The organism is Luteirhabdus pelagi (assembly GCF_016827595.1).
GTDB lineage: Bacteria > Bacteroidota > Bacteroidia > Flavobacteriales > Flavobacteriaceae > Luteirhabdus > Luteirhabdus pelagi.
Genome location: NZ_JAECMS010000004.1, coordinates 106,512 through 127,954, shown reverse-complemented (window position 1 = coordinate 127,954; position 21,443 = coordinate 106,512). Strand labels below are relative to the sequence as shown.

The 21,443-nt window shown below is 42.0% G+C and carries 21 protein-coding genes; 6 read left to right on the top strand and 15 right to left on the bottom strand.

The window, feature by feature from the left end:
• Nucleotides 1–3: 3 nt before the first annotated feature.
• Nucleotides 4–1,101 carry a fatty acid desaturase family protein gene (locus I4Q58_RS11505; RefSeq protein WP_203296031.1) on the bottom strand — a complete coding sequence of 366 codons (1,098 nt, stop codon included), beginning with the start codon at nucleotides 1,099–1,101 and terminating at the stop codon, nucleotides 4–6.
• Nucleotides 1,102–1,214: 113 nt separating this feature from the next.
• On the opposite strand from I4Q58_RS11505, the gene rsmG reads away from it, so the two are divergent.
• Both rsmG and I4Q58_RS11495 read left to right on the top strand, forming a co-directional pair.
• Nucleotides 1,215–1,844: a 16S rRNA (guanine(527)-N(7))-methyltransferase RsmG gene (gene rsmG, locus I4Q58_RS11500; RefSeq protein WP_203296030.1), complete on the top strand. Its 630-nt coding sequence runs from the start codon at nucleotides 1,215–1,217 to the stop codon at nucleotides 1,842–1,844.
• A complete protein-coding gene (locus I4Q58_RS11495) occupies nucleotides 1,844–2,665 on the top strand; it encodes a DUF1853 family protein (RefSeq protein ID WP_203296029.1) in 822 nt (273 codons plus the stop codon). Before rsmG ends, I4Q58_RS11495 begins: the two co-directional genes overlap by 1 nt.
• Before the next feature lie 300 nt (nucleotides 2,666–2,965).
• Here I4Q58_RS11495 and I4Q58_RS11490 read toward each other — a convergent pair whose 3' ends face one another.
• Nucleotides 2,966–4,399, bottom strand: coding sequence for a M20/M25/M40 family metallo-hydrolase (locus I4Q58_RS11490; RefSeq protein WP_203296028.1), 1,434 nt, complete (start codon nucleotides 4,397–4,399; stop codon nucleotides 2,966–2,968).
• A gap of 28 nt (nucleotides 4,400–4,427) precedes the next feature.
• On the bottom strand, nucleotides 4,428–5,306 hold the full coding sequence (locus tag I4Q58_RS11485; protein WP_203296027.1) for a PPK2 family polyphosphate kinase: 879 nt from the start codon (nucleotides 5,304–5,306) through the stop codon (nucleotides 4,428–4,430).
• 116 nt (nucleotides 5,307–5,422) lie between these two features.
• Between I4Q58_RS11485 and I4Q58_RS11480 the strand changes: the two genes are divergently transcribed.
• The gene (locus I4Q58_RS11480) at nucleotides 5,423–5,875 is read left to right on the top strand and encodes a hypothetical protein (protein ID WP_203296026.1); all 453 of its coding nucleotides are present in this window, start codon (nucleotides 5,423–5,425) and stop codon (nucleotides 5,873–5,875) included.
• Nucleotides 5,876–5,881: 6 nt separating this feature from the next.
• Nucleotides 5,882–6,460, top strand: coding sequence for a Gmad2 immunoglobulin-like domain-containing protein (locus I4Q58_RS11475; RefSeq protein WP_203296025.1), 579 nt, complete (start codon nucleotides 5,882–5,884; stop codon nucleotides 6,458–6,460).
• Here the strand turns inward: I4Q58_RS11475 and I4Q58_RS11470 are convergent, their stop codons facing one another.
• From I4Q58_RS11470 to I4Q58_RS11435, 8 genes are all read right to left on the bottom strand, one after another.
• Nucleotides 6,461–7,624 carry a sigma-54-dependent transcriptional regulator gene (locus I4Q58_RS11470; RefSeq protein WP_203296024.1) on the bottom strand — a complete coding sequence of 388 codons (1,164 nt, stop codon included), beginning with the start codon at nucleotides 7,622–7,624 and terminating at the stop codon, nucleotides 6,461–6,463.
• A gap of 2 nt (nucleotides 7,625–7,626) precedes the next feature.
• Nucleotides 7,627–8,556: a DUF6268 family outer membrane beta-barrel protein gene (locus tag I4Q58_RS11465; RefSeq protein WP_203296023.1), complete on the bottom strand. Its 930-nt coding sequence runs from the start codon at nucleotides 8,554–8,556 to the stop codon at nucleotides 7,627–7,629.
• Nucleotides 8,557–8,563: 7 nt separating this feature from the next.
• On the bottom strand, nucleotides 8,564–9,472 hold the full coding sequence (locus I4Q58_RS11460) for a mechanosensitive ion channel family protein (RefSeq protein WP_203296022.1): 909 nt from the start codon (nucleotides 9,470–9,472) through the stop codon (nucleotides 8,564–8,566).
• 1 nt (nucleotide 9,473) lies between these two features.
• The gene (locus I4Q58_RS11455; RefSeq protein WP_203296021.1) at nucleotides 9,474–10,781 is read right to left on the bottom strand and encodes an ABC transporter permease; all 1,308 of its coding nucleotides are present in this window, start codon (nucleotides 10,779–10,781) and stop codon (nucleotides 9,474–9,476) included.
• A 3-nt stretch (nucleotides 10,782–10,784) separates the two neighbouring features.
• The gene (locus I4Q58_RS11450) at nucleotides 10,785–11,714 is read right to left on the bottom strand and encodes an ABC transporter ATP-binding protein (protein ID WP_203296020.1); all 930 of its coding nucleotides are present in this window, start codon (nucleotides 11,712–11,714) and stop codon (nucleotides 10,785–10,787) included.
• A 109-nt stretch (nucleotides 11,715–11,823) separates the two neighbouring features.
• Nucleotides 11,824–12,387: an NUDIX domain-containing protein gene (locus I4Q58_RS11445; RefSeq protein WP_203296019.1), complete on the bottom strand. Its 564-nt coding sequence runs from the start codon at nucleotides 12,385–12,387 to the stop codon at nucleotides 11,824–11,826.
• Between the two features lie 58 nt (nucleotides 12,388–12,445).
• Nucleotides 12,446–14,122, bottom strand: coding sequence for a DUF6029 family protein (locus tag I4Q58_RS11440; RefSeq protein WP_203296018.1), 1,677 nt, complete (start codon nucleotides 14,120–14,122; stop codon nucleotides 12,446–12,448).
• A 35-nt stretch (nucleotides 14,123–14,157) separates the two neighbouring features.
• Nucleotides 14,158–14,640: a TlpA family protein disulfide reductase gene (locus tag I4Q58_RS11435; protein ID WP_203296017.1), complete on the bottom strand. Its 483-nt coding sequence runs from the start codon at nucleotides 14,638–14,640 to the stop codon at nucleotides 14,158–14,160.
• Between the two features lie 154 nt (nucleotides 14,641–14,794).
• Between I4Q58_RS11435 and I4Q58_RS11430 the strand changes: the two genes are divergently transcribed.
• Nucleotides 14,795–15,835 (top strand): Omp28-related outer membrane protein, encoded by a 1,041-nt coding sequence (locus I4Q58_RS11430; protein WP_203296016.1) that lies wholly within the window; start codon nucleotides 14,795–14,797, stop codon nucleotides 15,833–15,835.
• Between the two features lie 73 nt (nucleotides 15,836–15,908).
• On the opposite strand, the gene pruA is transcribed toward I4Q58_RS11430, so the two are convergent.
• Nucleotides 15,909–17,534 carry an L-glutamate gamma-semialdehyde dehydrogenase gene (pruA, locus tag I4Q58_RS11425; protein WP_203296015.1) on the bottom strand — a complete coding sequence of 542 codons (1,626 nt, stop codon included), beginning with the start codon at nucleotides 17,532–17,534 and terminating at the stop codon, nucleotides 15,909–15,911.
• 221 nt (nucleotides 17,535–17,755) lie between these two features.
• On the opposite strand from pruA, the gene I4Q58_RS11420 reads away from it, so the two are divergent.
• On the top strand, nucleotides 17,756–18,460 hold the full coding sequence (locus I4Q58_RS11420) for an NRDE family protein (RefSeq protein ID WP_203296014.1): 705 nt from the start codon (nucleotides 17,756–17,758) through the stop codon (nucleotides 18,458–18,460).
• Here the strand turns inward: I4Q58_RS11420 and apaG are convergent.
• Genes apaG through I4Q58_RS11405 form a run of 3 tightly spaced genes read right to left on the bottom strand, consistent with a single transcriptional unit; the run spans nucleotide 18,457 to nucleotide 21,328 of the window.
• Entirely contained in the window at nucleotides 18,457–18,843 is a 387-nt protein-coding gene (apaG, locus tag I4Q58_RS11415; RefSeq protein WP_203296013.1) for a Co2+/Mg2+ efflux protein ApaG, read from the bottom strand. The two genes, I4Q58_RS11420 and apaG, sit on opposite strands and share 4 nt — an antisense overlap.
• A 1-nt stretch (nucleotide 18,844) precedes the next feature.
• Nucleotides 18,845–20,053 carry a DUF3667 domain-containing protein gene (locus I4Q58_RS11410; protein ID WP_203296012.1) on the bottom strand — a complete coding sequence of 403 codons (1,209 nt, stop codon included), beginning with the start codon at nucleotides 20,051–20,053 and terminating at the stop codon, nucleotides 18,845–18,847.
• A gap of 18 nt (nucleotides 20,054–20,071) precedes the next feature.
• On the bottom strand, nucleotides 20,072–21,328 hold the full coding sequence (locus I4Q58_RS11405) for a type IX secretion system plug protein (protein WP_203296011.1): 1,257 nt from the start codon (nucleotides 21,326–21,328) through the stop codon (nucleotides 20,072–20,074).
• Between the last annotated feature and the right edge of the window lie 115 nt (nucleotides 21,329–21,443).

Sequence of the window (21,443 nt, the reverse complement as noted above, 5' to 3'; positions counted from 1 at the left end):
GTATTATGCTACTGCGGGCTTCATGCCCATTTGTTTTAAGAATTTGAAGTGTGCCGCAATGGCCTTTCTTGTCGAAGTATATTCGTTGTAGGGAAGATTGTATTCCAATGCCGTTTCCTTTACGATTTTGGCAATTTCGGTATAGTGAATATGACTGATATTTGGAAAAATATGGTGCTCCACTTGGTGGTTTAAACCACCCGTAAACCAATTTACGATTCTATTTTTTCGTGAAAAATTCACAGTGGTGAACAATTGATGAATCGCCCATGTATTTTTCATACTTCCCGACTCATCAGGTAATGGCATTTCAGTATCTTCCACCACGTGCGCCAACTGAAACACAATGCTTAAAATAAGGCCAGCGGTATAGTGCATGATGAAGAATCCTAATAAAATCTTCCACCAAGCGATATCCAAGACCAGTAACGGAATAACCACCCAAACAGAGAAGTAGATTGCTTTTGTAATAAACAATACGCTCCACTGCTTAATTGGTTTTGGCATCTTCCCATAGGAAAGTTTTTTCTTAAGATATCGTTGCGTTTGTTTGAAATCGGCTGTAAGCATCCAGTTAAAAGTTAGCAAACCGTACAGTATAACGCTATAGTAATGTTGAAATCTGTGGAACCAACGCCATTTGGCATGTTGTGAAAAGCGAATTACACGACCAGCATCCAAATCCTCATCATGACCGTGAATGTTGGTATAGGTATGGTGAAGTACATTATGCTGTACCTGCCAGTTATAAACGTTTCCAGCAAGAATGTATATACTTCCGCCTAAAATCTTATTGACCCATTTTTTTGAAGAATACGAGCCATGGTTGGCATCGTGCATAACGTTCATTCCAACACCGGCCATTCCAACGCCCATGACAATGGTGAGAAGGATTTGGCTCCACCCCGGTAAATCGAGGGTAAGCAAAAGGAAATATGGCGTTAAATACAATGAAAACATGATAAATGCTTTCAGGTGCAATTTCCAATTGGCATTTCTGGAAATTTTATGTTCTTTAAAGTAACCATTCACTCTCTTGTTCAGGGTTCTAAAGAATTTGGCGGAATCGACGCGGGAAAAACGGACTTGGGAAGTGCTCACAGACTATTGACTTATAATTTAAAGGGCTAAAAATACATATCTTTGCTCGAATTAAAGAGTGGGAGCGCACCTAAATTCGTGAAAGTTATCCCAATTTACCCACAAAATCTGATATGAAGCTTATCGAAACCTATTTTCCAGACCTTACAGAGGCCCAAAGAAATGATTTTCAAAAACTTGAAGGACTCTATCACGATTGGAATGAAAAGATAAATGTGGTGTCCCGAAAGGATATCGATGAACTCTATTTGCGCCACGTGTTGCATTCACTCGGTATCGCAAAATTACAGCGCTTTAAACCAGGTTCAAAAATTTTGGATGTGGGTACAGGAGGTGGATTTCCAGGCATTCCGTTGGCGATTCTTCATCCTGAAACCGAATTTCATTTGGTGGATAGCATCGGCAAAAAAATTAAGGTAGTAGAAGAGGTTGTTGATGGATTGGGATTGACAAATGTTACCGCCATCAACGATCGGGTTGAAAATGTGGACGGTCAATACGATTTTATCGTGAGTCGTGCGGTGGCACAGATGGAAACCTTTGTACGTTGGGTGAAAGGTCGCATTAAAAAGAAAAGCGAACACGAACTTCGGAATGGGATTTTATATTTGAAGGGTGGCGATCTTACTGAAGAATTGGCAAAGTATAAGGCTGCAAAGGTGTATCCGTTAACCAACTTTTTTAACGAGCCGTTTTTTGAAACCAAGAGCGTGGTGCATCTTCCCATGAAATATAAAGGATAATGGGGAAGAAGGGAAGCACTTCTGAAGGCGATTGGACCTATTTTCAACAAGGTCCAGAGTTGAAGGTGTCGGAATTTGGGTTTCCCTTTGAAACGTTTTCCGTCCGGAAGTTGAAGGTCTCTGAACAAGCCTTCCAATTTCCATCACAATTGATGTTGGGTAAGCAAGCGGAATACTGTTTTGAATTTATGGTGAAGCATTCGGATCGGTATGAGCTTTTGGCTGCGAATATTCAGATTCAAGGGGAGGAACAAACGTTGGGTGAATTGGATTATCTATTGTATGATTCCGAAATCGAAAAAAACCTTCATGTCGAATTAGCCTGTAAGTTTTATTTGTTTGATGAATCTTTGGGTGACAGGCTAATAGAAAAATGGATTGGTCCAAACCGAAAGGATCGTTTGGTTGAAAAACTTCAAAAACTGAAGCAGCATCAGTTTCCCTTACTTTATTCCGAGGCAACGGAACCCTTGCTTGAATCGTTGCAACTTCAACCTTCAACAATTGAACAGCAGTTATGCTTAAAGAGTTTTCTGTTTCTTCCGAAGGGAATGGAGAAAAGCAATCTTCCTGAAGCGTTTTCGGATTGCGTTATTGGTCGTCATATCACGATAGACGATTTCACTCCAAAAAATTATCCAGGTTCCTTTTATCTTCCCCAGAAAAAAGAATGGTTGCTATCTCCGGAAAGCCACACGACTTGGATTTCCTTTGGGGAAGCCAAGCGGCAATTGGATGAAAAACTAGCACAAAAGCGTTCTGCCTTGGTCTACCATAAAACCAATAAAGGGATCGAGTTGTTTTTCGTTCGGTGGTGGTAGACGGTAGGTGTTAGACATTAGGCGATAGGTGGTAGGATTTAGGTCGTAGGTGGTAGGTCGTAGGATGTTGAATTATTTAACCGATACTTTTAAAATCTACAATCGTACATCTAATATCTTGGTTCTTGATTCTAATCTCTAGTCTCTAGTCTTTTTTCTTTTCTCTATATTCTTTGCTTCTTTGCTTCTTTGCTTCTCTGCTTCTCTGCTTCTCTGCAACTCATAACTCCTAACTCAAAAACTCATAACTCTTCATTCCTAATTCTGCATTCTCAATTCTGCATTCCTAATTCTACATTCCTAATCCTTCACCTCCCCAACTTCACTCGTCGTGCCATAGGTGTCCATTAAATACACCAAACTGGCCATTGTAGCGGCTCCGAGTTCGAGCTCGCGCTTGTTTACCGCATCGAAGGTGTCGCTCGCAGCGTGGTGGTGATCGAAATAGCGTTGCGAATCGGGCCGCAGGCCAGCCAATACGATTTTATCGTCCTTTAACGGACCAATATCGGCGCCACTTCCACCACGTTCGAAATAGTGAATAAGATAGGGTTCAAACAAAGGCTTCCAACTTTCTATTTGTTCAAAGTTTTCAGTATCGGTATCGAAGGAAAACCCTCTTGGCGTAAACCCTCCGGCATCGCTTTCCAAGGCAAATACATGTTGCTCGTTCTTCAGCTTTGCTTCTTCAGCATATTTTCGTCCACCGCGTAGCCCATTCTCTTCATTCATAAACAACACCACTCGAATGCTATGCTTAGGTTTATAATTCACTTCCTTGAAGATGCGCAATACCTCCATGCTTTGCACACAACCCGCACCATCATCGTGCGAACCATCGCCTAAGTCCCAAGAATCCAAATGCCCCCCGACAATCATGTAGCGATTGGGATAGGTAGAACCGGTAATTTCACCGATAACATTATACGACTGAACATCGTCATACGTTTTACAGCGTTGCTTAAAATAGAACTTCAAATCTGGTTTTAAGCTTAACGCACTGCTCAAGTAATCGGCATCCTTGGTGCTAATGGCACAGGCTGGAATCCGTTGGTCTGGAGGTGTTTCGCCGTAACTCATAGAGCCGGTATGCGGAAGGTCGTCATTGCTTAAGGTCATAGACCGAACTACAATTCCTACTGCGCCATATTTTGCCGCTTCCATGGCTCCTGCATATCGCTGGTCCACACAGCCGCCGTAGGCCTCGAAGGTATTAATGAGGTCGGCCTGCATCGGACGGTTATAAAAAACGATCTTTCCTTCAATTTGGTCTTTGCCATACCGTGCGAGATCATCCAATCCCTGTACTTCAATAACTTCGGCTTTTAGTCCGAGTGCTGGCGTTGGAACAGAGCCTCCCAAGGCACAGATGTTCGCCTGGGTGGTGATGCCTGGAGAGGTTTCAATATAGGCTTGCTCTTGCGGTCCTCGTGTCCATTTTGGTACCATCACAGGCTGAAGCCAAACCTTATCCAAGCCGAGTTTCTTCAATTCTGCTTCGGTATATTCCACGGCACGTTGGGCGTTGAGCGAACCTGACAGTCGCCCCCCGATTTCGTTGGAAAGATAATCGAGCCAATCGTAGGCTTTCCCATTCAACAGCGCCATATCGTAGATATTGCGAAGCATGGTAGAGTCTTTCTCCTTAGTTTGCGAAATGGCAGTATTTCCAACTAATAGAAGTGTGAGAAAGGTGAGTAAAAAAGTTTGGGGGATTCGAGCAGTATTTTTCATGCAAAATTTTATGTAAAGACGATTAAAATTATTCATTGTTTAAGCGATCCTTATAATCGTCGATTTGTGCTTTTATTTCAGGATCCAATTCTGGGGTTTTAATATCATTATATCGCTGAAGGGTTTCCAACAAAATCTTTGCCACAAGATATCGGGCGGTCGCTTTATCGTCGGCAGGGATGTTAAACCAAGGCGCATGTGTTTTGGAAGTGCGGGTAATGGCATCTTCATAGCAATCCATATAGTCATCCCATAAATCACGTTCATCCAAATCGGCCGGCGAGAACTTCCAATGTTTGTTGGGCTTGTTCAACCTGCGTAGCAATCGGTATTTCTGTCGCTCTTTCGAAATATTCAAAAAGAATTTGAAAATGATGGTGCCATTCTGGGAAATGATTCGTTCAAAATCGTTGATCTGTTCAAAACGCTGGTCCCAAAACGCTTCATTTATATCGTCTAAGCTGTTCACTTTTGGAATGTTTTCACCCAAAATATACTCGGGATGAACACGGGTAATCAATACATTTTCATAATGCGTTCGGTTAAAGACCCCAAACTTTCCCCTTTCTGGAAGCTTACAGTAGTGGCGCCATAAATAGTCGTGACGCTTTTCCAAGGCGGTAGGCGTTTTAAAACTATGGACGACCACACCGCGGGCATTGAAATCCTTAAACACTTCACGGATTAGGCTATCCTTTCCTGCTGTGTCCATGCCTTGTAAGCAGACCAAAACGCCATATTTTCCATGGGCATATAGGACATCCTGAAGTTCGCCGAGCTCCTCGCGGGTTTTCTCCAGTTCTTTTTCAATTTTCTTTTCCGAGGCATCCAAGTCGAAGGAGGAAGGTAAATCCTCTCGTCGGTGATGGGCCGAAACTTTAAAGTCGTTGGGATCTATTTTCTTCATACCGCTAAAGATACCGGTTTTTTCGAAGTTTGAAAGATTGTGGGAAATCAGGATTTTAATAAAGCCTTAAGTCCTTTTCATCATTGCGTTTTGTACTTTTTCATAAAATAGAAATCATGGAACGCTTACCTTATTTAATAGCATTTTTTCTGCTGGTGACGGTCGCTTGCAACGATTCCCAAAAAGAAGGAAAAAATCAATCCAAACCTGAACCACAGGAAAAATCTAACGATTCGGATACTGCTTCAGATGAAATGAAACTTTATGTGAACGATCGTTGGCATTTTCAACTTTCGTATCCCCAGAAATTTAGTCCATTGGAAAGCGAATTGGCCGGTAATGTTCCTGTCATCAATCTCTATAAAACAGATACCGATGGAAACCCACCCTTTGCTTTTCATGAAGATCCGGAACACTTCTATTTTAGTGTTATGCCGAAAGGGTTTGGAACCGAGTACCCAAATGGAAAACAGCTTTCGTTGGAAGAATGGGAGGGTTCATTACCATTGAACGTTCCCGTTTCAAAACAACAATCAAAAGTATTTTTATTGGAGAATGATCAGCCTTGAGCCGTTATGCTCAATTTTGATACCCCACCAAAAGGTTGGGGCGAATACGGTGGGATTTTTATCCATTTACCAATATCCAATTTTGAAGCGAATTGTTTTACCGCTTCGGGTGAAGAAAAGCCGATGAAGCAGTGCGATCCGATGGGCGATGATTCGGTGAAGCTAAAGGGTTCCGTTTCGGAAGAAAATTGGAATACGATGTTGAGGATGCTCGAAACACTTGAGTTTTATGAAGGCGAGCGCGAAGAGCGACCTATTTCAGAACTGGTTCAGATTACGAAACCCTTGCCCAACACTGAAATTACCTCTCCTTTAACCATTGAAGGAAAGGCGAGGGGTTTTTGGTATTTTGAGGGTGATTTTCCGTTGCGGTTGGTCAATAAGGATGATGCTATTCTATACGAAGGTCCAGTCTCGGCAAATGGAAAGTGGATGACAGAAGACTTTGTGCCGTTTCCGACAACCATCACCTTCAAAGCGCCTGATGACGAACGGGGCTATTTGGTGTTCGAGCGTGATAATCCATCAGGTACCCCTGAAAACGATCGTAGTTACAGGTTGCCCGTATTGTTTCCGCCGAAGTAATTATTTGCTAGCAAATGCCTTTACGTCCTTTTCGCTTACTTCACTACCGCCTAAAATTATAAGACGTTCTACTACATTTCGAAGTTCACGGATATTCCCTGTCCAATCGTATTCCTGAAGTAATTTGATCGCCTTATCGGAAAATTCTTTTTGGGCAGTTCCGTGTTCCTCTGCAATTTTTTTGGTGAAATGTTCTACTAATACAGGAATATCCTCTCTTCGGTCATTAAGTGAAGGAACCTTTATTAGAATAACTGCAAGACGGTGGTATAAATCCTCCCGGAAATTTCCTTCTTCGATTTCCTTTTTTAGGTCTTTATTGGTTGCTGTTACGACACGTACATCCACTTTAATGTCCTTATCGCTACCCACGCGCTGTACTTTATTCTCCTGAAGCGCTCGTAGTACTTTCGCTTGGGCAGAAAGGCTCATATCGCCTACTTCATCCAAGAAAATCGTTCCTCCATTAGCAGCTTCAAATTTTCCTGCGCGGTCTTTATTGGCTGAGGTAAAAGCGCCTTTTACGTGACCGAACAATTCACTTTCGATCAACTCACTCGGAATGGCAGCGCAATTTACTTCAATCATGGGGCCTTTGGAACGGTCGCTTTTCTGGTGAACCCAATGCGCTACCAATTCCTTTCCGGTACCGTTGGGTCCCGTAATTAGGACGCGAGCCTCGGTAGGCGCTACTTTTTCGATCATATCCTTAATCTGGACAATGGCATCGCTATCGCCGACCATTTCGTATTGCTTGCTGACCTTTTTCTTGAGTCGGGTGTTTTCTTGCACCAATTCCTTCCGATCCAAGGCATTTCGAACGGTATTCAGCAAGCGATTTAAATCTGGTGGTTTTGAAATATAATCGAAGGCTCCTAGTCGCATGGTGTTCACGGCGGTATCGAGGTCGCCGTGACCCGAAATCATAACGATTGGGATTTCTGGTTTTATTTTTTTGGCGGCTTCCAATACTTCAACCCCGTCCATTTTAGGCATTTTGATATCGCAAAGTACTAGGTCGAAGTCTTCTTTTTTGATAAGTTCCATTCCTGCTAATCCATCCTCGGCTTCAATGACCTCGTAGGAGTCGCTTTCCTCAGTAAGTATTTTGATCAGTACTCGGCGAATCGCCGCTTCGTCTTCAATCAATAATATTCTTGGCATCCTTAGAATTTAAATTTTACGCCTCCCCGAAAATAGAAGGTGTTTTCTTCGTTTATGATGTACGCAGTTTCACGGTCGTTATCTCGTAATCGAAATTCGTTATACACGCTGTGCGCTGCGTAGGTGTAAAATAACAAATGTTTGGTGAAAAAGTGCTCGTATCCAATACCAAATAGCACATTTGTCATAGAAACGTTTTCCGCAACCACGTTTGAACCAGCGGGAGTAAAATTGTTTTGAATATTTCCGAAGAAATTATCAAGCGTACCAAATGCTTGTAGCGCATCTTTATGGTTATGGTTCAAATACCTTCTAATATTCGATTTCGGAACACCTACCGTATAGGTCCAATCGGGGTGAAACGCTCGAAAGTAATTCACCATGGGTAGGGGGTAATTCCGACCGGGCGTTGTAGAATACGTAAGTCCCATAATAAGTCGATAAGGTTTGTCGATATCTGCCTTTCGTCTATCGTTAATGGCATATACGGCACCTTCATAAATAACATCGTCGCTGCCAACTTTTTCATTTAGGGTTGAATTGATTCGCGCGCCACCTCGAATTCCAAGTCGCCAGCTGTCATTAAGCTTAAAAACATATCCCAAATATCCTTCTATTCGCTGTACCGATTGAAGTTGTTCAATTTGTGTGGGGGTGAAGAGCTCGTCTCTATCTTCAATTCCTAAATCGACATATCTGTATTGAAGTCCAATAACGAAATATTCTTCCTTTTCCTTTCCTACGGGAATTGGTATCTGAACTAGGGCCCGATATCTTGCAATATCGTTATCCGATTTTGAAAAAGGGATATACATGTACTCCAATCGTGCGATATCGGTGGTTTGCGCCTGAAGTGTAAAGGCACTGATAAGTAGTAACAACGCTGAAAAAACATAGTTTTTCTGTGTTGTGGTCAGGTGTTTGTTTAGCATAAAAAAATTAAGATTCTTTAGTATTCGTTTGGTACAGGTGGACATCTCGCTGCGGGAATGGAATCGTAATACCATTTGCCCTAAACAGGTCATCGATCCGAAACCGTATCTCACTTTTAATACGGGGGTCCACAAAACTGTCGTTTATAAAAAAGTGAATACTAAAGATAAGTGCGGAATCTCCAAAATCCTCAAATAATACGAAAGGTTTAGGATTTTTTAACACACCTTTTTGTTTTGTTACGCTCTGTAATAATAGCGATTCTACCTTTTTGGTGTCGCTTCCGTAGGCAACTCCTACACGAACCAATTCGCGCGTGGTACGGCGATTTTGGGTGTAATTATAGATAGTATCGGTAATAAATTTATGGTTGGGAATAATAATTATCTTATCATCCCTCGTAATGGCTCGGGTTGTACGCAGTTTAATGTCGATAACACGGCCCACCTTGCCTTCGGTTTCAATAATGTCGCCTACTAGCAACGATTTGTCTATAATTATGAAAATGCCTCCAATAATATCTTTAAAGAGGTCTTGAAGTGCTAGCCCTAAACCAACTAGTAGCGCTGCAGAAGCTGCTAAAAAAGGAGTTACATTTATTCCCGCAAGACTTAATACGGCAAAAACGACTACGATATAGGTAACGTATTTGATGAATTTGAAGACGCTGATAAACTTTTGCTTATCTACTTCATTCATCTTTCGAGTGTAGAGCACCCGAATCCATTTCAACAAAAAACTGGCAATTAGAAAGGAGAAAATGACCAGCAACAGCAAACCGATATTGATTTCGATCTGCTTCTCGCCTTCAAAAAAGGTGAAACCAAGGTCTAAAAATTCCTTGATACTTCCCCAAATGTCATCTTTGACGACTTTTTCTATTTTCTCGCCAACCTTTTCCTTCTGTTGAAACATACTAATATTTCAGCCACTTGGCTATTTCTTTGTAACTCGCTTTTTTACCATACATCAAGATTCCCACGCGATAGATTTTCGCAGCAAACCATACGATGCCTATAAAAGTAGCAAATAAAATAACGACTGAAAGAACCTGCTGCCACATTGGAACTCCAAACGGAATACGCATTAACATGACGACAGGTGACGTAAACGGAATAAAGGAGAAAACTTGTGAAACCGTACCATGCGGATTGTCGATTACCGTGAAGAACCCAACGTAAACGGCTAAAATTAGTGGCATTAAGATTGGCATCATAAATTGTTGGGTATCGGTTTCGCTATCAACGGCAGCACCGATGGCCGCATAAAGGGAAGCGTACAATAAATATCCACCCATAAAGAATAGGATAAACATGATAACCAAATTCAATAAAGGCATATTGGCAATTTCGTAGATTATTTCCTGAACCATTCCATCGGCTCCTCCAGCACTTGCTTCCAATGCTTGCTGCTGTGGCGTTTGGACAGCACTAGGATCAATACCAAATACGGAAGTAAGGATCGCGCCAAAAACAAATAATAAGATTACCCAAGCCATAAATTGTGTAATTCCCGCTAAGGTGGTTCCGAAGATTTTCCCCAATAACAACTTGATTGGTTTTACAGAGGAAATGATGACTTCAATGATTCTGCTGGTCTTTTCCTCGATAACACTTCGCATAATCATGTTTCCGTAGATAATGATGAACATAAAGAGGATGTATCCTGCCGCGCCACCGAAAATCAGTTTGATACCCGAACCAAGTTTAGACGTTTCCTGTCCTTGGAAGGTTTCAATCTTTGCATCTACGCGAACCCTAAGATCACGAATTTTTTGGGCATCGATGCCAGCTTCAGCCAAACGAAGCGAATTCGCCTTGTCTGAAATCGCATCTTCAATATCGTCTATGAGGGTTAAGGACGGCGAATCTTCAGAATAAAAAACAATCGACTTCGAAAGTTCGTCCAATTTGCTGGTTGCTGGAATATACAGCAACCCATAATCCTCTGAACTTCGCACGGTTTCCTTGGCTTCAGCTAAGGAAGTATTGGAAAGCATTTTATAGGTAATATTGTCTCCGCTTTCAAATTCTGAAGAAAACAGACCGCTTTCATCAAGAATAGAGATTACTCTTTCGTTTTCGCTATTCACTTGTGAAAGGTAAGCGACAAGCCCGAATAGACCAACCATGATCAACGGACTTAAAAATGTCATGATGATGAAGGATTTCTTTCGGACCTTGTTGAGGTATTCCCGTTTTAGGATGAGCGATAGATGGTTCATAGCTTATTGGTTTTTGTTAACGGCCTCGATGAAGATATCGTTGGCAGAAGGAATTACTTCCACGAAGTGGGTAATCTGTCCTTTGCTAGTTAGATAATTGATGAAGTCGTTCGCGGTGGATGTTTCTGGAATCTTCACGCGATACTGAAGTTCATCGTTAATGCTTTTAAACTTGGTGGGTGTAATTTCATATTTTTCCTGCAATGCTGCTGTCACTGCAGCCTCATTATCGGTCTGAAGTCCAACGTCGAACGTATTAGCTTGGTACTCCCGTTTGATGTCGATCAGCTTTCCATCCAAGATTTTATTCGATTTGTTGATAAGCGCGATATGATCGCACATTTCCTCTACCGATTCCATTCGGTGCGTACTGAAAATAACCGTAGCGCCGTGGTCGCGGAGTTTCAGGATTTCATCCTTTATCAGATTTGCATTAATAGGGTCGAAGCCGCTAAAGGGTTCATCGAATATCAACAATTTTGGTTGGTGAAGGACGGTTACCACAAACTGAATCTTTTGTGCCATTCCTTTGGAGAGTTCCTGTATTTTTTTGTTCCACCAGTCACCGATATCTAGGCGATCGAACCAATACTTCAACCGTTCCTTGGCTTCATTATGGCTAAGGCCTTTCAATTGGGCAAGATATAGTGCTTGTTCGCCAACCTTCATGCTTTTATATAATCCACGCTCTTCAGGTAAGTAGCCAATGTGTTGAATATGTTCTGGCTTCAACTTTTCACCATCCAAGAATACTTCACCCGAATCGGGCATGGTAATTTGGTTGATGATGCGAATAAGTGTTGTCTTTCCCGCACCATTCGGACCCAAGAGTCCAAAAACACTTCCTTTGGGTACCGAAATCGAAACATCATTTAGGGCTTTGTGAGGACCAAACGATTTTGAAACGGAGTTGACGACCAATAGATTTTCCATAGTTGATTTTTACAGCGTGTAAAGATAAAAATTGCTTGCTACAAAGCAGCGATTCGTTTGTCTTTTCCAATAGGTAGGAAAGGTGGGTGAAATGTTACGGAATTCGGGATTATTTCTTCTTCTGCAACAGCCACTGAAGTCCGATAATGCTTTTTGCATCGATGATGGTTGAAGGAATGCCGCCAGCGATATCCGCTATGGGAAGTTTTACCAATTCGATATCCTCGTTCTCATCTTCCTGTCCGCCACCATCCGATTTTTGGTCGCTTTCAGAAACTTCGGCATAATAAAGGTGAAGCCGTTCGCTGCTGGCACCTGGAGAGGTGTAGAAATCCATGATTTTTTCTGCTGCACTGATATGGTAACCTGTTTCTTCCTCAACTTCACGAATGATGCACTCTTCTGGCGCTTCGTTTTCTTCCAAGGAGCCTGCTGGGATTTCTAGAATCCAACCTTCCTCATGAAGGGTAGTAGGGTATCGAAACTGCTTGGTGAGGAGGATGCTTTCCGTTTCTTTTTCAGCCAAAACAATCGCAACAGAATCGCCACGATGAAACGCCAATCGCTCTGTTTCAATGGTATCGCCATCGAAAGTATCGTAACTGACGGAAGCCTTCAGCATTTTATAATGATCGTGAAAAACGGTTCGTTGATTCTGTACGGTATATTTCATAGCAAATAAAAAAGCACCTACTATTGCAGGTGCTTTAAAAATACGGTTTTTGCTTCGATTAGAAGGTAACGACCAAGTTCATGTTTAGACCATTGCTTTCTGGTACAAATCGACATACACCTCCCACACAAATAAGTCCACCACGTTGGCGACCATAATTCATGGAGAAACGCGTACGCCCTTTAGAATAGCTTCCACCTATATTGTAGTAGTGAAGTGGATCCTCGAACTGACTATCGGTCTCGAAATCGCCATCGATACTTTGGTAGTTGAAGTTGTCGGCGATAAAGAAATTCAATCTAGAATTCGGACTGTATTCGATGACACCAGCGGCCCAATTTCCACGGTCTTGTTGGCTCCAAAGGTGTTGTAGTGCGAAGCGAAAGGATTGTCCTTTTCCGAAACGATAGGTTGCTTCTCCCACACCGGTAATGGCTTTAATGTCGCCTTGTACACCAAGTGGTCCACCAAGTGAAACCCCTTTGTCTATAATGACACTTTGAAATGTTGCCACGGTGCTCCAAGCACTGCTCCAGCGATTCTTAACTTCAAAATTTATATCGCGGAAATAGCGGTCGCCATCACCTATAAATTTTACATCGTACGAAAGGTCTTCGTTGAATTCAGTCTCTAAACCACCCCAATAGGAGAAGTTACCGGCAATCTTGGTATTCACTTTCCCGAATGGGCTCTCTTTCGGGAAGGAATAATAGACATCTACCTGTGCTCCAACTTCACCAGCACGTTGCTCGAACCCTTCGGTTAGCAAGCGCGGTTGTGCATTGTATACATAAATATTGGTAAGCATATAATCCTGTTGCTTGGTAAGGGCAGGAGTGTAGTTAATAAGCTGTTGGTTGAACTGGTTTCCTTCGACGGTACGATCGGAATAAAAACTAAAGTTTTCCAATCTTCTAAAAGTAGCGTTTATTCCTAGTCCGCGTTGTGCATACCCCATATTTACCTGAAGTGCTGTTCCATCGTATAAACGATCTGAGTCGAATAAGCCTTCATTGGCAATGACATCTTCTTCCTTATAGCCTACTTCAACACCTCCGTAAAACTTATCGATAACAAAATCTGCTCTAGCGCTGTAGGCATTTACGGTAGAAGGAATCGTGTCGTTGGCATTGGTGTCTTGGTAACGGCCTACATAGCTTACGCCAGCGCGAAGATCTACCTCACCCGTTTTCAATGCTGAACCTAGGTCGAATGCTGCATCCAAACCCTGAATAACGCCTTCAGAAAGTTCGAAGCCTACACGTTGTTGTCCATATACGCCCGTAAGGTCGATAAAATCGGTCGGTGAAAATTTCACCCGAAGTCCGTGCAACGCACTATTGATACCTAACTGACGGTCTTCCCACGTTCTTAATAAGAGACCATTTCCAAATTGTTCATAAAAGTAACCACCCGTTACATCAAGACTTTTGTCTCGATAATTCAGAAAATAAGTGGCAATGCCGTTGCCGCCATCGTAGTCGGGGGCATATCCTAACAATGCGTTTGGTAAGTAGGATTCGTACTGAACGCCTGCGGAAAAATCGCCGTAGGCATAATTCAATTGAAAATAGTTATTGGATCGGAAGGCCTCGTCGGGAGCGATGAATGGGAGTCCGTCATCGTCTAGAAGCCATTGGGAATTCGATTCTAGGCCACCATAGAAATAGCCTTTGTCTTGTGCGAAAAGCAATGAGCTTCCCAGAAGGGCAATGCCCACTAAGAATTTTTTCATGAGGTAGGTTAGTTAGATTGTATTAAAAAAGGAGTTTACTTAGAGTGTTCTTGCACTTTTTCGTATAGTTCGTATTCGGCGCCCGGATTATATCCCGAATGGCGGTATACAATTTTACCGTCCTTTACCAATAATGTGAGCGGAACGGTAGCAGCACCCAATGCTCTTTTAAGATCGTTGTTGGTGTCCAGCAAAATTGTGTAATCCCAAGCCTTCCCATTAATTAGTGGCTTTACGCGCTTTACGGTTCGACTATCGTCTACCGAAACAGCGATTAACTCGACATTAGTCTCGTCTTGCCAATCTTCATATACTTCATTGATGGCATCCAATTCTTTTAAACAGGGAACGCACCATGTGGCCCAAAGCGACACTATTTTAACATTGCCATCGCTTGCCAATTCATTAAGTGTTGTAGTGGCGCCATCAAGTGTTTCTAAGCGAACATTCGGTAATTCATCTTGTGCATATGTGAACGTAGCCATACACAATGTGAGAAGGATAAGTATTTGTTTCATGGAAAAATTGTTTGATTGCGAAAGTATCAATAATTAATTAAAAGTCATATTATTTTACAATAATCACTTTACTTTTCTGTTCCTTTGTAAGTGAAACGTAAAAATCGTTCCAAAATTGATATTTTTACAATTCTATTGAAAATTTTTAAACCTTATGAAAATTACAAAGCTTATTCCCCTTTTACTATTGACATTTTTGGCGGTTGTCGCCTGTAGTAAGGATGAGGATTTTTCAGGCAATGACGAGGCTGTTACAATCGTAGACGAGAATGCCGGCCTTGTTGTTCGTAGTAGCTCACTTCGTAATCAAGAAATACCATTTCGTGTTTTTAATTCGAGTGAAGAGGAGGTAACAGATGTTGCTACTTTTTATGTAGATGAAGCTGAAATAGAGGGCTCGATATTTACTTCAGCCGATGAAGGTACATTCGAAGTATATGCGCAATACGAAGAAGATGGTGCTACTATTGAAACCGAACCTACCCCATTTTCTGTTATTATACCAAAGCGGAAAATAACGATAGAGGATTATACAGGAACTTGGTGTGGCTATTGCCCCCGAGTTACGGCATCAATTGAAGAGGTTCACGAGGAGACAGAGCACATTAGTGTGGTTGCGATTCATAACGACGATGAAATGGCGCTTCCATTTGAACAAGATTTGCGCGCTGAGTTTGATGTAACGGGCTTCCCTGCAGGTCGAATTAATAGAACCGTTAATTGGATTAACCCGCATGATCCTCAAGATGTGCTTAGCATTGCTGGTCAACCAGCACCCATGGCTATCGGAATCGAGTCGCAACTGTCAGGAAATGATTTAGCGGTAAAGGTGACCGTTGCTTCAGAAAATGAACTTTCAAATGCCAAAATGGTGGTGTATTTGGTTGAAGACGGGCTGCTGTATAATCAGGTGAACTATTACGACAATGACGAAAGTAGTCCGTATTTTGGACAAGGAAATCCAATTGTAGATTTCGAGCATAACGATGTGTTGCGTGCTAGTCTTAGTAATATTTTTGGTGATGCACTACCTGCCATTGCAGCGCTAGAGGAATACGCTAAGAATTATAGTATTTCACTATCTAGCGAATACAATACGGCCAACCTGCGTTTGGTGGTTATGTTGGTAGACGAGAACAATACAGCCATGAACTCGCAGTATGCCGCCATCGACTCGGCAAAAGGATTTGAATAGTCTATAGTATTAATTCTTCGTAAAATAAAAAAGCCCAGCTACTTTAGCTGGGCTTTTCATATGGATTAAAGTCTTATCCTAGGAATGGGTATCGATAATCGGTTGGCGAAACAAAGGTTTCTTTCACCATACGTGGCGATATCCATCGGTAGAGGTTCAACTTGCTACCTGCCTTATCGTTGGTTCCACTTGCTCGTGCACCACCGAATGGCTGCTGACCAACAACCGCGCCCGTGGGCTTATCGTTGATATAGAAGTTGCCGGCTGCGTTTTCCAAAATCTTTACGGCTACATCCAAGGCATATCGATCTTCACTGAAAACAGCACCCGTTAAGGCATATTCTCCTGTTTCTTCTACCAAGTGCAAAGTTTCTTCCCAGGCATCATCTTCATATAGATAAATAGTGACTACCGGGCCGAAAAGCTCGGTGCACATAGTAGTATACTTTGGATTGGATGTAACGATAACCGTTGGATCAACAAAGTATCCTTTCGATTTATCGTAATTTCCACCCGCAATGATTTCGGCATCCTTGTCCTTTTTCGCTTGGTCGATATACTTCGCAAGCTTGTCGAAGGAACCTTCGTGAATAACTGCCGTAATGAAATTGTCCATATTTTCAGGAGAGCCCATCTTGAAAGAATTGATATCGCCTACCAAATAATCCTTTACATCACTCCAAATGCTTTTAGGGATGTAGCATCTACTAGCGGCACTACATTTTTGACCCTGGAATTCGAATGCACCTCTTGAAATAGCTGTCGCTACCTGAAGTGGATTAGACGATTTATGCGCAACGATAAAGTCCTTTCCACCTGTTTCTCCAACAATTCGTGGATAGGTTTTGTAGTTGTGGATATTGTTTCCAATCTGTTGCCATAAATTGCGGAATACCGTAGTGGAGCCCGTGAAGTGAAGGCCGCTAAAATCAGGACTGTTTAAAAGCGTTTCACTAATCATCACCGGATCGCCCATGACCATATTGATAACACCGGGAGGTACACCTGCTTCTTTGAAGACATCTAAAACCACCTTGGCAGAATACACTTGACTATCGCTGGGTTTCCATATAACAACGTTCCCCATTAAAGCAGCACTGGCAGGAAGGTTTCCCGCAATTGCCGTAAAGTTGAAAGGTGTAATGGCGTATACAAATCCTTCTAACGGACGATACTCCAAACGGTTCCATGCGCCTGAAGTACTTTCAGGTTGTTCGCTATAGATTTCCGTCATAAACTGAACGTTGAATCTTAGAAAGTCAATCAACTCGCAAGCTGCATCAATTTCCGCTTGATAGATGTTTTTGGACTGCCCCAGCATGGTAGCAGCGTTTATTTTTGCTCGATACGGACCAGCGATCAACTCAGCGGCACGTAAAAAGATAGCCGCACGATTTTCCCATGGCATGCTCGCCCATTTTTGTCGTGCTTCCAATGCAGTGTCAATGGCTTGCTCTACATGCTTTTTCTTCGCCTTATGATAGGTTCCCAAACTATGCTGGTGATCGTGTGGAGGAGACATGGTTTCGGTATCGCCGGTTGCAATATCTTCGCCATTGATGTAAAGCGGCACATCTACTGTGCTATTGTACATTTCCTTATATGCTTTTAAGACCCGCTCGCGTTCTGGTGAACCCGGCGCATAGTCCATAACAGGCTCATTTACGGCAATCGGTACTTCAAAGAATCCTTTGTCCATATGTTTATTTTTTTAGATTATCGATTAGAAACTCCTAAAACGATAGGAATTCAGAGCGCAAAGGTACGTTTTTTCAGCGATTTGCCATGTAACTACAGTCACAGTCTGAAACATCTATTGTATCGAATCTAGCTGAACAAGCTATCACTCCATTTACATTTCATTACTCCCTAAATAATGAGTATTTTTAAGGAACACCAATTGTTAAAGTAGGCGAAACCATGTGTACATTAACGTTCATACCGAAACCAAATGATGGTTTTATCTTGACATCCAATCGAGATGAAGCACCGGAGCGCGATACCATTCCTCCACAGCTCTATAAAGAGGAGGGTGTTCAATTGCTGTATCCAAAAGATGCGGTTGCGGGAGGAACGTGGTTGGGCGTAAGTGCGAAACAACGGGTTGTGTGTTTGCTTAACGGAGGTTTCGAGCCGCATGAACGTAAAGACGACTATAGGATGAGCAGAGGAGTTATTGTAAAAGACGTGCTGGTCTCCTCAGATGCCATGCAAACCTTAAAGGAATATGATTTTGAAGGAATCGAGCCTTTTACGCTGGTGTGGGCCGATTGGAGAGAACAGCTGCATTTATATGAATGCGTATGGGACGAAGTAGAGGCGCATTTTTCTGAAAAGCCTATCGCGCCACAGATTTGGTCTTCTTCCTTATTGTACACCCAAGAAATGAAACAAAAACGTGAAGATTGGTTTTCAAGTTTTTTGTTTGAAAACCTAAAGCCCACGCCCCCTGAATTGTGGGAGTTTCACCATACGGCAGGTGAGGGATCTTCTCACTTCGATTTGGTGATGGACCGGAACTTTGTTAAGACAAAAAGTATTACTCAAATTGTGAAAGAAGATGCAGTAAGAATGAAATATAAGGATCTTCATTCAGATGTTAATAAAACAATCGAACTTTCCTAATTTACTGCGAATTCAGCATGAAGTTTGAACCGCGGAACCGCTACTCTAAATTCTTCTTCCGTCAAGGTATTTCGCATTACGTAATGTCCTTTCATCGAGCCGTGGGGCGCTTTTAATAAACAGCCGCTGCTGTAAACATGGTGTGTGTCTGGCTTCAGCACGGGCTGTACGCCTACGACACCTTTACCTTCGACGGTTTCCGTTTTCTTTAGGGCATCCTTAATTTTCCAATAGCGTGAAATAAGTTGAACGGTGTCCTTTCCTTGGTTTTCAATGGTAATAGTATACGAAAAGGCATAGCCCACTTGAGCGTTCGTACGAACCGTTCCCTCAAAACGGGTCTGAACCGAAACCTTTATGCCATGCGTAACCTTTTGTACCATACTAGTAGAATGCTGCCGAAGCAGAAAAGAAAATAAGGGCTGCAATCGTAGCGCTTACCCAAAATACAATGTTTAAAAATACAAATTTTAATATTGTAACAATTCTGGACTGTTTGTAGAAATTGCGTAAGGCCTTGTAAAAGTAAAAAGGGCCAATGATAATGAAGAGGATGCTTGCAAAAATATCATTTCCTATAAGCAGGTCTGGTAGGGTAGAAATTAGCATTCCCAAAAAGACAAAACTGAAAATATGAAACAGGAAAATGATATGCTCTATATAGGTGAATTTTTTCCTGGAATACAATAACCAAAAAGCGATCGCAAAGAAGGGCGTAAAGAAAAACACAAAGAATGGTGTTTTGTTCATCAAATAGTTAACAAAGCCTGTGGGATTTTCTTCTACACGTTCAATCGATTCATTCTTTTTGTACAGCCAACGGTTGTAAAAAGTATCTTCGTGTTGAAGACTATCCAATGCTATATGCGAATCCTTAATTTCGTGCGATTTATAGAAATCGCGATACGTTTCAAATCGTTTAGCGTTTCGTTTAAGGAAGCTCATGCGTTGCAAGGAATCTTCACTAAAGTAAACAATCTCTTCCTCCTCCGTATCTTCGGGAATAGTATCCCTTACGTTCTCATTTTGTTTATCAACTACAGTATCGCTAATAATTGCTGTTTCTTTTTCAGGTGAATCAGTGGTCGCTTGTGCCAAAGCGATAGAATCTCCAAATGCACCAGTCATTTCTTCGTTTTCACCTTCATCCAACAAATAGCGATCGTCGCCATACGAATAACTGACTCCTGCTTCATCTTTAGTTTCTGTTTTGAAGAAATTGTTCTCTTCAGGCAGAAATGTATTGATAAGTCCTTGTAAAATGAAATAGATGATCGAAACACTCAAAAAGAACCGAAACGGATTGGCATAACGCATTCGTTGCCCCCGCACATAGTTTCGGGTTATCGTTCCGGGTTTGAAGAGAAGGTCCTTTACCGTATGCCGCAGCCGCGAGTCGTAACTAACGATACTATTTATGAATTCGCCAAAAAAGTCGAAAGCCGAAAGCTGTTTCGTACTATTAAGCTGCGAGCAGTAAGGGCAATAACGATCGCTGAGGTCCAACGGATGGCCACAGTTCAAACATTCGGTGCCTCGATATTTTTGCGCTAGGCGTTTACTGCTAGCAACAATTTTATTTTTTTGTCCCATGCAACTGGGATTTTCAGGTTAGTTGTTAGTAATGGTGGTCGAGTTTGCTTTTCCCATGCCTATAAGTCGATCGAAACGAGCTCCTAAATTTCGGTAATATACGAGTACTGTATACGCATTTTCAGTCTGCCAAAAATTACCACTAATAGCGCCTTCGTCTATAGAGCCATCTCGATTTACCAATACATATTTATAATCGTAATATCCCTGCTTAAAAAGCCGGCTGTTTCGGTACGTATCACTCTGGGGGTCGTACCTCATATATGTCGAGCCATCGATGGTGAAATTGTTGAAGGCTCCATAAATATGAATTTCCTTTTCACCTATATCCTCAAAATACTGAAGATTGAAATGCATGCGGACATAATCGGCTTCAATCGAATTGCTGTTTTGGGCATCGATGTTGCGAATGACGAAATTCCCGTTAACGTCCGGATTATAGGTGTACACCCGATCGGCTCTTGAAATATCGGTAAAAATATAATTCTCGTATAAATCTGTTAAATCAACGCCGCGAATTCGGTTGGTGGCCGCTCGAATATCCTTATTGTCGAAACTGAGGTATTCGTTTCCACCCCAGAAAGAGGCTTCCGTATCATAGCGGTAGATTAATTCGTTGCCAATGGTATATTGGGGCTTCAGGTCTTTGATGCCTGTTTTGAGGTTGTTGTTTTGAATTACAAGTGTATTAACCGTTTGCTTAGGATTCACCAAAAGAAGGGATGGCGAATTAATACTGAATTGAACCACTTGTTTCTCCTGAATATATTTTATATCGCGCATACGCTTCACTTCAACCCTAACATTCGCTATTTGCTCCATTACCATAAACTTGCGGGAAAATATTGGGCGTCTATTTTTGTCATAAATAGTAATAAGATAATTACCGCTTTTGGTTACAGCCCGGGTTTCGCGATTGGGAATCGTAAGATAATAATGTGAAAAAATTTGAAGCGTGTTTAAGGAATTTTCATAGGTTTCAATGCGAACATCATCGAAGCCATTTAAATACTCCCCTTTCGACAAGTCGCTTTCAGTCCAATCAAAATTATGATGGGTAATCTCATAGTAGTAATCGTCTTCTTGTCCGTTCAGCGCATCGAACGACATCTCGAAGCTTTCACCCAACCGCATAATCGGCAATTGGCCTTCTACAGAACTTCCCCTGAATTTAATAGTCCGGATGTAATCTGGCGCAGGGAGTTCTTGAACCTGTGCCAACGCAACGGTGGTAAATAAAAGCCCTAGGCTAAGCAGGAGAGCGAAATATTTCATAGGAATATCGTTTATGGGCTAAAGATAATCAAATTTTGTGCCTCGCATTTTTTAGGAGAACGGATAGTTCATAGCTACGTAAATTTATAGGTTTTTTATTGTGTGGTGGTGGTAT